21 protein-coding genes and 1 pseudogene are annotated in these 13,316 nt (G+C 40.3%); 1 reads left to right on the top strand and 21 read right to left on the bottom strand.

The window, feature by feature from the left end:
- Positions 1-182: 182 nt before the first annotated feature.
- The 11 genes from H0266_RS14295 to H0266_RS14250 form a co-directional block, all read right to left on the bottom strand.
- Positions 183-650 carry a MarR family winged helix-turn-helix transcriptional regulator gene (locus H0266_RS14295; RefSeq protein ID WP_181473105.1) on the bottom strand — a complete coding sequence of 156 codons (468 nt, stop codon included), beginning with the start codon at positions 648-650 and terminating at the stop codon, positions 183-185.
- Positions 643-1,458, bottom strand: a complete 816-nt coding sequence (locus tag H0266_RS14290) for an N-acyl homoserine lactonase family protein (protein ID WP_181473104.1) — start codon at positions 1,456-1,458, stop codon at positions 643-645. Before H0266_RS14290 ends, H0266_RS14295 begins: the two co-directional genes overlap by 8 nt.
- Positions 1,459-1,546: 88 nt before the next feature.
- Complete coding sequence (locus H0266_RS14285) at positions 1,547-2,272, bottom strand: DUF4362 domain-containing protein (protein ID WP_181473103.1); 726 nt, start codon at positions 2,270-2,272, stop codon at positions 1,547-1,549.
- 79 nt (positions 2,273-2,351) lie between these two features.
- Positions 2,352-2,696 (bottom strand): hypothetical protein, encoded by a 345-nt coding sequence (locus H0266_RS14280; RefSeq protein ID WP_181473102.1) that lies wholly within the window; start codon positions 2,694-2,696, stop codon positions 2,352-2,354.
- Between the two features lie 427 nt (positions 2,697-3,123).
- Positions 3,124-3,657: a GNAT family N-acetyltransferase gene (locus H0266_RS14275; protein ID WP_181473101.1), complete on the bottom strand. Its 534-nt coding sequence runs from the start codon at positions 3,655-3,657 to the stop codon at positions 3,124-3,126.
- A 31-nt stretch (positions 3,658-3,688) separates the two neighbouring features.
- Positions 3,689-4,252 carry a GNAT family N-acetyltransferase gene (locus H0266_RS14270; RefSeq protein WP_246364027.1) on the bottom strand — a complete coding sequence of 188 codons (564 nt, stop codon included), beginning with the start codon at positions 4,250-4,252 and terminating at the stop codon, positions 3,689-3,691.
- Between the two features lie 34 nt (positions 4,253-4,286).
- A complete protein-coding gene (locus tag H0266_RS14265) occupies positions 4,287-5,066 on the bottom strand; it encodes a nucleotidyltransferase domain-containing protein (RefSeq protein ID WP_181473099.1) in 780 nt (259 codons plus the stop codon).
- A 142-nt stretch (positions 5,067-5,208) separates the two neighbouring features.
- A complete protein-coding gene (locus H0266_RS19640) occupies positions 5,209-5,343 on the bottom strand; it encodes a hypothetical protein (protein ID WP_281374341.1) in 135 nt (44 codons plus the stop codon).
- A 206-nt stretch (positions 5,344-5,549) separates the two neighbouring features.
- Positions 5,550-5,819 carry a hypothetical protein gene (locus H0266_RS14260; RefSeq protein WP_181473098.1) on the bottom strand — a complete coding sequence of 90 codons (270 nt, stop codon included), beginning with the start codon at positions 5,817-5,819 and terminating at the stop codon, positions 5,550-5,552.
- An 81-nt stretch (positions 5,820-5,900) separates the two neighbouring features.
- Complete coding sequence (locus tag H0266_RS14255) at positions 5,901-6,242, bottom strand: hypothetical protein (RefSeq protein WP_181473097.1); 342 nt, start codon at positions 6,240-6,242, stop codon at positions 5,901-5,903.
- A gap of 147 nt (positions 6,243-6,389) precedes the next feature.
- Positions 6,390-6,545 carry a hypothetical protein gene (locus H0266_RS14250; protein WP_181473627.1) on the bottom strand — a complete coding sequence of 52 codons (156 nt, stop codon included), beginning with the start codon at positions 6,543-6,545 and terminating at the stop codon, positions 6,390-6,392.
- A 489-nt stretch (positions 6,546-7,034) separates the two neighbouring features.
- On the opposite strand from H0266_RS14250, the gene H0266_RS14245 reads away from it, so the two are divergent.
- Positions 7,035-7,277 carry a hypothetical protein gene (locus tag H0266_RS14245; RefSeq protein ID WP_181473096.1) on the top strand — a complete coding sequence of 81 codons (243 nt, stop codon included), beginning with the start codon at positions 7,035-7,037 and terminating at the stop codon, positions 7,275-7,277.
- A 58-nt stretch (positions 7,278-7,335) separates the two neighbouring features.
- Here the strand turns inward: H0266_RS14245 and H0266_RS14240 are convergent, their stop codons facing one another.
- The 10 genes and pseudogenes from H0266_RS14240 to H0266_RS14195 form a co-directional block, all read right to left on the bottom strand.
- On the bottom strand, positions 7,336-8,610 hold the full coding sequence (locus tag H0266_RS14240) for an FtsW/RodA/SpoVE family cell cycle protein (protein WP_181473095.1): 1,275 nt from the start codon (positions 8,608-8,610) through the stop codon (positions 7,336-7,338).
- Positions 8,607-9,017, bottom strand: coding sequence for a PadR family transcriptional regulator (locus tag H0266_RS14235; RefSeq protein WP_181473094.1), 411 nt, complete (start codon positions 9,015-9,017; stop codon positions 8,607-8,609). Before H0266_RS14235 ends, H0266_RS14240 begins: the two co-directional genes overlap by 4 nt.
- A complete protein-coding gene (locus tag H0266_RS14230; protein WP_181473093.1) occupies positions 9,017-9,556 on the bottom strand; it encodes a sigma-70 family RNA polymerase sigma factor in 540 nt (179 codons plus the stop codon). Before H0266_RS14230 ends, H0266_RS14235 begins: the two co-directional genes overlap by 1 nt.
- Before the next feature lie 131 nt (positions 9,557-9,687).
- Positions 9,688-10,033 (bottom strand): annotated as a pseudogene (locus H0266_RS14225) (DUF6176 family protein).
- Between the two features lie 29 nt (positions 10,034-10,062).
- On the bottom strand, positions 10,063-10,347 hold the full coding sequence (locus H0266_RS14220; protein ID WP_181473092.1) for a hypothetical protein: 285 nt from the start codon (positions 10,345-10,347) through the stop codon (positions 10,063-10,065).
- Between the two features lie 22 nt (positions 10,348-10,369).
- Positions 10,370-10,840, bottom strand: a complete 471-nt coding sequence (locus H0266_RS14215; protein WP_181473091.1) for a hypothetical protein — start codon at positions 10,838-10,840, stop codon at positions 10,370-10,372.
- Positions 10,841-10,976: 136 nt separating this feature from the next.
- Positions 10,977-11,120: a hypothetical protein gene (locus H0266_RS14210; protein ID WP_181473090.1), complete on the bottom strand. Its 144-nt coding sequence runs from the start codon at positions 11,118-11,120 to the stop codon at positions 10,977-10,979.
- Between the two features lie 448 nt (positions 11,121-11,568).
- A complete protein-coding gene (locus H0266_RS14205; protein WP_181473089.1) occupies positions 11,569-12,039 on the bottom strand; it encodes a hypothetical protein in 471 nt (156 codons plus the stop codon).
- A 60-nt stretch (positions 12,040-12,099) separates the two neighbouring features.
- A complete protein-coding gene (locus H0266_RS14200) occupies positions 12,100-12,660 on the bottom strand; it encodes a hypothetical protein (protein ID WP_181473088.1) in 561 nt (186 codons plus the stop codon).
- Positions 12,661-12,740: 80 nt separating this feature from the next.
- Positions 12,741-13,313, bottom strand: a complete 573-nt coding sequence (locus H0266_RS14195) for a hypothetical protein (RefSeq protein ID WP_181473087.1) — start codon at positions 13,311-13,313, stop codon at positions 12,741-12,743.
- Positions 13,314-13,316 lie beyond the last annotated feature (3 nt).

Here is a 13,316-nt window from a genome sequence, read left to right as displayed (position 1 = left end):
AAATCTAGTGGAGTTTTAGAACTTCTTGGGGTAGCTAAATGAATCCTAACGGTTGGTTTGTTTTATTTATGTATGAATTTTACATTTCATGGCCATTGTACCATAAAGGAATAAAATGAGCTTACAACTTCGCCACTATTCATAGACTGACTTCGAGTTCCCCAGTTTGAAATAAACTGTGATTAAATTAAATTCCGCTTCTCAAGGCCACTAGTATCAGTCATACTCCTAACCAATTTTGATAAAACAGCGTTCGTATCACTGATTTCTTTTTCTGTAAGAACCTTGTTAAAATCAGCGTAGAGCTGTTCCTCAATTTCCTTTACTTCTTTTGTTTTACCTTTACCTGTTTGAGACAACTTCAGCAAAGTGGATCTGCTATCTGAAGGGTTTGTAATCCGTACAATCAACCCAGCCTCCACCATGCTTTTGATTAATCGTGAAGGGCTGCCTGTCTCGCATACCAATAACTCACCTATTTCCCTTACCGACAATGGTTGATAAGAATCCAGCACCCTTAATACCTCGGCCTTTGAAGAAGTAAGTCCTAAATGGGCCAGTTTATCGTTCAACATCCTATTCCCTTGCCTCTGAGCAGCGAGTACGAGGTATCTAAGCATTTCGGCCTCATGTTTACTTTTGTTATTCATCAACAATCACTCCTTCCCTTACGTCTGGATCATGGTTCGCGAATACATACCTACAATCCTCTCTTGTTGAAAAATCTTTTACCCAAGCAAGCGATTTATGCGCATCACCTTTATGCACCGTGACTCCGGGCAGGATTTGTTGCATCCAAGACTTTTCAGCATAGCCCACATCACTCGCCAAAAGGACCCATCCTCCCTCCGTTGAAATCAGAACGGATACTTGCCCCTTACTGTGTCCAGGGGTATGGACCAATAATACAGTACCGTCATGGAACAGGTCATACCCTTTTTCAAATGGTCCAAAGGAGATGTCATGGAATTCAAAAGTCTTTACAGGAACATCTTCCCACATGCTTCTCACATATCCTAATCCTCTTTGGGCTGCCTGCCACTCTACTTCACTCGTTAAAATTGTTTTAGCTCCGGTAACGTGTTTTAAACCACTGACATGATCTGCATGTAAATGAGTAAGAATAACGTAATCCAGTTCCTTTGAGGATAGATTCATATGTTCAAGACGGTCTTTGATAGATTCACCAGTAGGCAGATTTCCCTTGAACATGGAGTTAGGCAACCATCCTAAGTGTTTTTTAGAATTTGTCCGTATCTCTTCATGCCAACCAGTATCAATGAGTATAGTTCCCTTGGGGTGCTCGATTAAATAAGCAGACACGGGAAACCATGATTTATTTTCTTTCTTCCTCAGCCAACCTGAATACGGCATCGGGTGCCATGTTTTTTCTTTAAATGCTAACGCTTGGTCTATGTAAACGGATCCTGTATGCCAAATATGAATCTTTGTGGTCATGTAAAACACTCCTCACCGCTTTTTAGATGACATGTCATCTAGTCTCAATATACATGACACGTCATGCATTAGCAAATATTACCTGAATTTACTGCACCCATACCCTCTCAGCCACTTTATCATTTTCACCTATTTTCCTAACCCAAACTTTCACATCATCTTTCACTTTCAATTCTTCAAAACTATTTTTACTTCCTTCGATCCTAGTATTTTCATCAATACGAATCTCATAAGTAGGGTACGAGGCCTCTGGGTCAGTAGCATATGGAGCAATGACAATCGTATTTTCCATCATAGCTTCAATGAACACTTGATTGTAATCTGGATCCGCTTCATCCATATCCGCTGAAGTTTTTTCTGAAGAAAGATGAAACGTCCACGCGATTTCATTGGAGTCACAAACCCTCAGACGATATTCTATTCTTTCACCTACATTGATTTGATTGATTTCAGAGCAACGTGTCTTTCTTTTCCCCCTGCCCGAACCAGCGTATCCATCTTCTGTATTATCAAAAGTATAAAGGATATCCTCTCCATTAAATTGGAGATTATAGAAGATCGGAGCACCTTCGATCGTATATTTAGTAACACGAATTTCATCGTTTTCCCCTGTTAGTACACTAGTTAAAAATGCATCGAACCGTTTGTAATTCACCGTCTCTCCCTCATTATTGACGACAACATCCCCATTCTCGGTTGCCTGTTGAGGTGGATATGGCTTACTTGGATTATCTACGGATGAGCTTTCTTCAGCTGGACTGCTGCAACCTATTAGAAAAAGGAATAACAAGATACTCATGAATGAACCTCTCACATTTCCACCCCCTTGAATAATTGGACGATGGAAAAGGGTAGAGGTTACATCTCCAGCTTTTAAGAAAAATGAATGATTCCTATATAATCATAAATGAAATGACTAAAACAATGACTCCTGAAATGGTCAACGAATCTTGAAAACGATTGAAGTCCCCCGACCTCTTGCTTTTCTTCTTAACCTTCTCATGAATATGTTCATCTGGCGGTATTTCCGGGGTTTGGGAACCGGCCATCCCTCTACCTCCATAGTAGACCACTTTATGCAGTGGCAGTGCACTGATTAAAATGACAAGGCCCGTTAAAAGCCCCCAATTCCCCAAAAACTCCATTGAAATTCTTGAGTTGAATATTAAGGAAAGCACTGTGAGTAGCAGATAGTTAAGACTGACAATAAGTAAAATCGATTGCATTCTTTTCAGCAACCTCTCCACCTCCTAGTATTAAATACGAACTCCAGTCGAAAAGGTTCCTCATACCGTCGTTTGTTGCGTTTTTCAATACGCAAGATCAAAAACATTTTTATGCATTAAAAAAAGCCAGCATAATCTGCCGGCTTTTTACCTGCATTTATTTATTCCTCAAAGTATTATGGGTAATCCCTCTCATCATAACGATCCGATTTACTGCGGGAAGAAGGGATGCCGAGAAGCACACGAACTACTCCGATCAAAACAAAGAAGATCACAATCATTAATGCAACTCCCACGGAAACACCTCCCATAAGTAAATAAAGTCGTCATCACGAACCCTAGTGACTACTTAGCATAATCTCCAATACTAATTACCTATACATTCCTTTCCCCTTTTTAGACTAACTGAAAACTCGGGGAGGACTAAAACCGATCAAACTTATGTCTCATTAATCAGTCCAAACACATAATGATCGACATATTCACCATACAGCAATTCAGACTTCTCCAGACACCCTTCCTTCTTGAATCCCAATCTAGGTGGAATCGCCAAACTCTTTTCATTCCCCGTGGCCACCCTTATTTCGATACGCTTAAGCTGTAGATCATGGATACAATAGCCGATGACAGCCTGACACGCTTTTGTCATCAGTCCTTTTCCTACAAAATCATCTCCAAGCCAGTACCCTATGGAGGTGGATTTGTTTGACCAGTCGATTTTATGCAAACCGACGACGCCAGCTAATTCCCCTTTGTACCAAATCCCCGCTTGGAAGCCGTCATTGTTGCTGAATTGCTTTAAGGTCCCTTCAATAAAGCCCCTTGAATTCTCTACCGTCTTCGTATAATCGATCCAAGGCAACCATTTTCGCAGACTTGTTCTTGAAGAATCCGTCAATTCGAACAATGCTTCAGCGTGCCTTGGTTCTAGTAAACGTAGTTCCGTATCTTCGTTAATGATATAAGTAAACATTCAACATCCCCCTTTGGTTTCAAAACTTTATTTAGACTCCATATTCGCTTCCTAAAATGGAATAGACTTGCGTATCCCTGAACTCACCCTTGATCCACTCATTTTTCCGTAGCGTTCCTTCATAGGTCATACCCAGCTTTTTCATGACCTTTTGAGAACCAAAATTATCCGTATCACATCGACCATCAATTCTATTGAGGTCTAGTTCGTCAAATCCGTAGTAAATGAGCTCTTGAAGTGCTTCTGTCACGATTCCTCGTCCCCAATAATCCTCTGATAAAAAGTATCCCAATTCAGCTGATTGATGGACGTTACTCCATCCAATAAACGCTGCCACTCCAATGACTTGGCCGGTTTCTTTCCATTCAATCGCCCTTTCACCAGACTCGCCTTTTTCGTATCCTTCCGTGACCATTCGCAAGAAATCGTTGGTCATATCGATGGAATTGTTCGTCTCCCAAGTCATAGGATCTGATACGTTAGGGTTGGAGCAAAAGCTATAAACATCTTCTGCATCAGACATAGCCAGTCTTCTTAATTTCAACCTTTCCGTTTCGAATTCCGGCATCCCTTGTAAATAGTACTCATAATCCATCCTCTTCACCTCCACTTGATGCCTGCTCATATATTCAACTGATTTCTTCAGCCGAAAATGTTTCCATCATGACCTTCAGAAAAGGAATCGTCTGCTCGTCTTCTTCCACCATTTCCTCTATCCACTTGATTTCCACTTTCAACAGGGAGATGATTTTCTCCACACCCCTTTTGTGGGAAGAAGGGGTGATGTCCTCATAGATTTCTTGGATGTACTGCTGCTTTTCTTCTGGTAAATGTGTATGTATCGCTTTCAATCCAAGTTGAGAACGGTCTTTCGCATATCGATAAAGCAGGACATTCGATAAACTCCTCATTGCATAACGCAACATCTCGGGTGCCCAGGTAGGATTGCCACGTTCTGCCGATTTTTTATATTGAAACAAAAACCAGGCTACATCGATGACATGGTCCTTGAATTCCTGTTTTGAAAGAGTAAGCTTATCCGCTGTTTGGAATTGAGCCATGACATTGTCCGGGTCGTACAGAACGGTGAAGTAATCCTTATTCTGAAAGGTCTCTTCCGTAACCATAAATAGATCCACATGAAGCCAGTCATCATAGATGGCGATGATTTGTGGGGCGATAATGAAAATGTCATCATAGAACATGATGTCACGATACGATTTCAAATGATCCAACCGGCGAGACAGAAATGCCTTCTCTTCTCCTTCTTCGACCAGGCAATATAAGTCGATATCAGAGTGCTCATCATATTCATTCCTGCCCATTGATCCTTTCAGAAATATGCTTCGTACACTAGGGTCTTGCTTCAAACTTTCTACCAACTTCTCAACTGCCTGTTCCTGACGCATCCTATTCACCTCGAATTTCGTAAAAATAAATATTACGCCATCATACCGCTAATTAACATAATTTTCAATGTTTTTTTAAACCGAGGTAAACCGAGGGACGGTTCTCGTGTTTGATCATTCTTATCAAACACGAGAACCGTCCCTATGATTGCTTGTTTTTGATTTCTTCTAGTAAAGAAATGACCTTCTCGTTCTGTTCAATTATGGTATCGTTCTGCTTCCTGAGTCTTGTGAAGTCATATAAGAACACAATTAATATGATTATGATAAAAATCATCACTCGATTCACCCCGTGTGTATGTTATGGTCCTCTCAATCGGTTTTCACTACATTCCCAATCTTCGCAGACAAGCTGTGCAGTCCGATATAAATGTGATAAAAGATCAGCCCGCACATGGCGCCTGCCAATATCGTCCTCAGAAACTCCCCTATTGTCGTGGACAATAGAAAACGCTGAACGGTGAAATCCTCGAAAATCACAGCTTAAACCGCAGGGAAATAGATGAGCAGAACCCAAATCACCGCTCCACTCAAGGTATAGACCATCACATTCGTTATGTATCGGTTCTTCCACTGAATCAACAAGTACATGATCTTAACGATGACACCACTGCCTATAAAAACAAAAAAAGCGACGATGAAGACGAGAAGGGTATAATCGCCACTTCCGCGCGAAGCAAAATATAGACTGACTACGATGGCAGCCAAAATACTGGTAACGAATTGGATGATGCCTTCACTCAATTTTTTCAATGCGAACCCTCCTTCCCCAGATGGGCGCAGGCTACGTTTAGAAGTCTACTCCCTACAACTTTTTCAAAAAATATGTACTTCTCAAATCCATACATAAATGGCTACTCCGATTAACATGACGATGAGCAAGCTTTTGGCTTTTTTATCCCTCCACATCGTGACCACAGATGTGATTCCGGAGATGATCAGTAAAGCGAGGCCGACAAATTTAATGGCATTGACGGATAGAAGGTTTCCTAGAGAAGCCAAAAATCCTCCTATTGTAAGAAAGCCGATGGTCAAAATGAAACGCCTCGTTGTGAAGTCTTCTATGACGTCACGCTTTTCGTCTTTACTCATTTTCAAATAAGCTACGGTGCACATGACGCTCGGCGTGCCCCATAATATAATAAAACTCACCAATGCATCGGTATTAATGTCCAACATCATTCCCCCTTCCTGTTAATTCGCTCACTTACCGACAAACCATTCTACAAAAAGGATGAATGCGATCGCTACAATCCCCATCACCCATACATACCATCCTGGAACCGCGTAGAATTCGAACATTGGAGCACCGTCCTCTCTCCTTCAGAGTTTAGGATTCTTCTTAAATCTCGGTTTGCTGAAATAGGCGCCGATCAACATGAATGTTAAGGCCGTCAATATTCCTATTGCTTCTTGTTGGAATACGATGGAGACGGAGATGGATAGGGCTGCTAATAGGAAAAATACTTTTAACAACATGTTCTCACCTCTATTAAAAATTCGATTATGAGAGGGTTTCAGTTCTTTCTATAAAGCTTGTATAACTGTCTTAATCCCCAAAACATCATAAGAAAACTGATTCCAAAAATGACAAGGACAATCAGAATTCCGGCTACATACTCTAAAAATAAGTCCATACTTACCTCCAATATCTGAATCGTTATCTTCCTGACTCGGTTCATGATGTCACGCTTACTATAAGTTGCTCTTCATTTTTGGAATTTTCTACTATACTATTCTATTCTACGATTCATTTAAAGGATGGTTTCATCTTCCAATTATTTTTATCGACTCATGTAATGCTTTACTCATTTACAAGAATAGATGATTATGATCGTTATTCAAAACCTCTTAATAGATGACAATTAAGGGGATGTATATTTGTGGATTTATTTTCCATTGATTGTGTGGTTTGATATACTTACACTGTTTACCCTTTAGAGATTGACCGAAGAGGAGAGAATCGATATGGAAACGAAGAAACTACCCTATGTCATGTATTGGATCATCATCGGCGTTGGGGCGTTATCGTACGCTGTACCCTTCTTTCAAGATTATGGATTCGTTACGACCCTAACACTCACATTCCTATGCGGTATCTTCAGCTGGGCGGTAGCTATGGGAATCGGAAAACGATCGTATATGTATATCAGCGGTCTACTATTAGTGAGTCCTTGGCTATTTATTTTATCTCTTGCTTTGTTTGACTGAAAAAACGGGACGGTTCTCGTTTGTGGATCATTCCCAAACAAGAGAACCGTCCCGCTGTTTAATTCGCCGGCACTTTTCCTGCTACGTCTTTTCTTCTGTAAACGCTCAGTACGAGTCCGAATACAATGGCATGTAGTACCATAGGGTGTAACCCGTAGCTTAGGAAAGGTAGGGAAATTCCTATGAAGGGAAGCAACCCGAATGACATCAATACTTGATAGAGTAACGGGAAAGAATAGAAGGCCAGTCCACCTATGATCAGCATGTTTCCGAACGTGTCGTTGATCTTCGTGTTCACAGCCACCAGCCGCGCCATTAATGACAGAAGCACAAGGATCGTGAGGATTGAAACTACCCATCCATAGTTATATATCAAACTAACCAATACAAAATCTGTGTGCCCGGATGGAAGGTCCTCTAGATTCCCGCTATGACCGAACCATCCCGTTTCAGAGAGCATCTCCTGGACTTTCAAATACGTGTACCCTTGTGATTCAGCATAGTCTTGGGGGCGCAGAAATGAATAGAATCTTTCCAATTGATAACTATGAAGCGGTGCAACCCACAACCTTACCGCTATTGCGGCAATACCCCCAGCAATCAATCCAAGCATCGCTTTTCGGTTCAAGTTCCGATACCAAGCCATGGTGAAAAACACCACCAAAAGAATGACCAAAGAAGAAAAGTCGGCGGCATTCAAGTAAAAATAAGACGGTATGGTCACGAGGACCAAGCCTTTCCATAGTTTTGCTTTGGGGCTGGCAAAGAGGGACGAAAATCCTAGTATGAAGAGCGGTAGAAAATATATCGCTCTTACAGAAAGAGGACCGGCCTGCATGATTGGTGTTCCCATTACATGTATGACGGGTCCATAGCCATAAGCAAGACAGTACATCCCTACACAACCCGCCCCATAGAAGACCCATCCCCACTTCTGTAATTTTCGATAATCAAAGAAGAATAAAGTCGCAACCATTACAACCCCCATCAAGGTGTAGAAATACTTACTCACCAATAGGTTTCCTATTTCCTGATCGAAAACCAGTACAGGAAGGAAACTGAACCCTATACTGATGATTAAAAGGGCGATCATCCACCAGTCCGTTCGGGGACGATACATTTGATTAAAGTGCTTCCCGACTTCAACAGGACTCCCCATTTGCTGAACAGCTTCCTGTTCCGATTCTTCCTCAGAAAGTTTCCCGCTTTGCATCAGCCTTCGTTTCTCCTGTTCGATATGGTAGGTCAATTCTTTCGAAACGATCTGTTTCGCCTCTTTGTTTTTTATAAACTGCTCCACATAGGCAAGGTATTCTGTTTTATCCATCTTCATGGTTGCAGCACCTCTGTCAACGATTGCAAAAGGGATTGCTTCCTTGGAGAGGATTCATATTTATCCAAGAGCTTTCCCCCTTTTTTTGTTAAGTGGTAATATTTTTCGTTTCCGTTCTTCCACTCAGCTTGCGTATAGCCTTTGTGCTCCAACCGATGCAGAATCGTATATAAATGCCCTTCGTTGTCTTCAAACCTTCTGATGCCTCTAGCCCTTAATTTCTTAGATAACGTAAACCCTGTTTTCTCCTCGACCAATAGCTGAAAGATGGAAAGGAGCAATTCCTCCTCTATATGGGGGCGATGGAGTTGGTTAAGGATATTTTTCTTATGATTGTCAGTGAATTGAAGATCCTTAAATTCTGAGTTGTTCAGCGATTTCTTTAATTTGTTCAGTCTTTCTTCCATTACAAGCTCCCTCCTAATTGTTCTTTCAGCATGACTTTCGCTCGTTTCAGCCGAGTTTTTATCGTATTTTCATTTATTCTCAAAACCTTAGCCATCTCTCTTGTGTTCAGTTCTTCGTAATAATAAAGATAAATGACCTCACGATACTTGGTAGGCAACTTCATGATGGCATTCACCAGCTCTTTGTCTACGTCATTTTGAATGACTTCTTCCTCTGGGCCCGCATCGCCATCTTCCACACGCATGACCTTTCTTTCTGAAACGACCACATTCCGGTTGTACCAGCTTCTCAAATAGTCTTTGCTATGGTTGATCGCAATCGACCATAACCATGTTTTCAGTTTTGATTTCCCATTATATTTATGTAAGTTCTTATAGCATTTGACGAAGATCTCCTGTGTTAAGTCTTCTGCAACGGCTTTGTTCTTCACATAGGCATACACCAGTTGAAGAACGGATTGTCCATATGTATCCATAATCTCTTGGATGGCTTTGTCTTTATCTTGAATATCCAAAAATTCCTCCATTGACTCTTCCATACTTTCACCTCCTGCTCTATTAAACGAGACGACTTGGCCATTAGTTTTAGTAAATTAAAAAAACCACAATTTCATGGAGGGAAATTGTGGTTTGATAGACTTAGCGTTCGGGAACACTTGCACTTTATGTATTACTTCATACTGTCCCTTACTTTCTTCGGAATCATCACGACCTCAGGCTTTATATCGTGTGGCCGAAAAGTTTCATCAATGCATTCTTCCCAAAACTCCACATGCTTTTGATCCACCCAGTGCTCAGAATGCTCTACCGCTTGTCCGCCTTCTCCTTGCACGGAATACCAGTAAAGAAACTCATCACCATTCAGATGTTCTCTGAATATGGTTTCGACATACATCTTTTCTCCCTCTAATGTGAGAAGCACTTCCTGCATGTGTTCATTCAAAAAAGCCATCCACTCATCGACTCGTTCTGATTTTCCCCTTTTTAACCTTGAACCTCGTCAGTTCCACTTTCATCTCTTGGTCCTCCTTTTTCTATATGAAAATTAAGCTTCACGGAAACCGTATATCCCTATAAAAGTAAAAATAAGAGTGTACACAAGCAGCATGCTACTACAAGCTATCAAAATGTCCCTGAACTTATTCTTCTCTCCGATGAACGCAAACACTAGACCAAGAAAGTTATAGATGTTGAAAAACAGAAGGGATACCGGCCCCGTTGTTCCGAATGTCAATAGATCGTGAACTCCCCAACCGGTGGAAATCGAATAAATCAAGCTGAACCCCATAATAATAAATATTGCTGATAATATCGAAAAGACTTTCTTCATTCTATTCCTCCTCTTTTTCAAATCAACCCTCAGAGACGACCATTTCCAATTGATTATCACCTTGGTTCCACTCCATGGAATAGGTATTGCTTTCGGAGTGGAGTTTGACACCTTTCAGAATGCAATAATGTGGAAAATCGCGGCCGCACTTCTGACCTGTAGGAGTTGCTAAACCTTCCTCGAGATCTCTCATCACTTCTTCTTTATCAGCCTGATCCAAGGATTCAAATGATTGATTCACATCTCTGTTCACGTGGATGAAGGTCATCTTCACTAACCCATCCTCGATTCTTTCTGCTTCTGCTGTATGTCCTTTTGTTAACGTGAATGACTGATCTTCAAAGTATGATAGGTAGTCCTGGTTCACATATTCTTGATTCACCTTATACTCTAGTTCCTTCAACAACTCTTCATCTATATGGCTCTTGGGTGAACAGCCGACGACAACGATAAGGACAGCTGCCGCAGCTAACATATACTTTATTCTACGCATCAAACCCATCTTGTCTTTTTTGACAATATTAACTCAAAATCAATTTGGTGATTATTTCTATTCATTACATTTACGAAGAAAGTGAACAAATGTTTCATATAAATGTGAGGTACATTTGTCTTAGACTGCAATTCCCTTATCTACGTTTCCCTTCTTCCATTATCACTTTTACGTAAGACTTCATCTCCTCCACGTCAGACTGTTGTTTTTTAACCATTCGCTCCAGTTGAGATACTTTATAAATGAGATAAATGAGAAATAAACAGGCAACTATGATCATGATGTATTCTGAATCCTCCTATATTAACAGAATGATCGACTCTATTAATCACTTCTTTTTTACTTACCAAATTCACCATATTCATTAGACTTTAAAGAAACAGGAAAAAGCCAGCATAAGACGCTGACTTCCTCGGTTACCTTTGTTCCATTTTCTTACTTCTAATAAACCCATAACATGTTAACCCCATACCCATGAGTAATAAAACTATGACATAGAAGTTGTCCGTAAGATTAGGCATATCTGGTTCCATGGGGTAAGAACCGTTCCCACTAAGTTTTACAGGAGCCGTCTCCGTGAAGTATTGGAACATGGCTATAAATCTCTCCGCTGTATAGATAAGTCCACTACCTACAATCAAACCTATCCCTGCCCAAAAGCTTTCTTTCTCCATCCAATCATCCTAACTTGTCATTCTATCCAAGCATAAAAATCCGTACCCAATAAATCAATTCAATGATTCAATAAATGCATCAAAAGAATAATCTCCGAGATTAGCATTTACTTTATAATAGTTCTCTACTTTGTTCCCACCATCTTTGTTTGCGAAAATATAATCTGAAATCCCTAAACCAAGTAAAGACTTATTTAGAAAACCAATGAATTCCGTCGTTTCAAACACCTCATATTCGTTATCGAAGCTATAATCACTAGATTCAATGTATTTCTTTAATTCAGTTTGTGTACTACTATAGTTTCCTTCGTGCTGATACATTTCAATCCACTTATCACCACTCACAAATCGAACAAATACAGAATCATCCTCTACATTACTTTTTTCAAGTTGGAATGTATCAGGCAATGACTTTGGGAGCCACAACTTAAAACTTGCTTTCTCTCTTACTTCATTGTGGTCATAGCTTTGACTATTGCAGGACACCAATAGAAAAAACGAAAGGAGCACCAGAAACTTTTTCATCCTATCACCTCTAAAACATCTTGTAACTATTGCTGCAAATATCTTTTACTCCATTATTCTTTAAGCAGACATTTCGATGACTTCATCAAACGGAAATCCTAGATATGTATAATGTACGGTAATCGTAGATATAGGCGCATGATGCTCTACACCTATCGCATACTGGCGAATCCTATCCATCTCACCACTGTACTTTTCCTCAGGTGGCGTCTGGATGGTATGTGCATCAATGCTATCAAACTGAATGCCTTTAGCTGGATTTCGCCAATCGGCAATGGTGGGATTACCATTAGAACGGCTGGTTCCAAGACGAACTTCACTCGGGGTTTCATTACCATTCACAGTGACAGAACGTAGATTCAATTTCGCAAAGCCCTCATTCTCGATTTCCGCCACGATGATTGTGGAGTCCTCGGAATGGAAACTGTACCCTTTGCTATCGAGTGGTTTATTGAGACTTATGTAACCATAGAAGATAAATGCGACGGCTGCGATCATCAGTGCAAATTTCATTAACCTGTTTTTTAAAATAACTTTTTTCATTCGATGGATGACGATGATAAATAGGGAAACCGCAATGATTAATATGATGATGCCTGGAATTGAGAATGTTGTCAGCATTCGCTCGTCACTCCCTTTCTTTCATAGAATAAAGGATTTGGTCCGTTCCATCCTCACTCGATGAACAATCATCTAATAGATCAGGGGGATTCTGAAAAAGGATAGAAGATTTCTTGACCATCTTTCAGAACAAGACTCAACTGATCTGCCTCGAATTCTGTGACCTTCATAGGAACTTTCATGTGCCAAATGGGAGAAGTAATAGAACGCCTAATTACATAAGATTCATTTCGGAATTTAACCTCTTTAATTAAGTCAACATCTGGTGTGTAACCAAAAAATAAAGTTGTGTTTTTATAAGGGACAAACGCGAACAGATCTGTGCTATAAAAATCATCGCTTGCGTTCTGACTGAGTATATTATTCGAACGTAGAATTTCCTTCCATCCCAGCAAGCCTTTTTCCAGGTAGATCCCTTGATAGAAGTCTTCCTTGCGAACAATAGCGATAATCCCATCCTCAAAAGAGAATTTTTCCATCAATTGAGTATCTTTTGAGCTTACTACTTTTTCAACACTGGAGTGCTGGTAATAATAAATGGCTGTGCCTATCACTAATAACAAAGCTACAGACATAGTTATAGAAACCATTCTTTTGATGAAGATTTGATCACAACCTCTTCTATTTGTTCTCATTCTCTGCTTAATAGACATAAA

This window comes from Halobacillus locisalis, from assembly GCF_013694105.1.
GTDB lineage: Bacteria > Bacillota > Bacilli > Bacillales > Halobacillaceae > Halobacillus > Halobacillus locisalis.
This window is presented reverse-complemented; position numbering and strand designations above follow the sequence as displayed.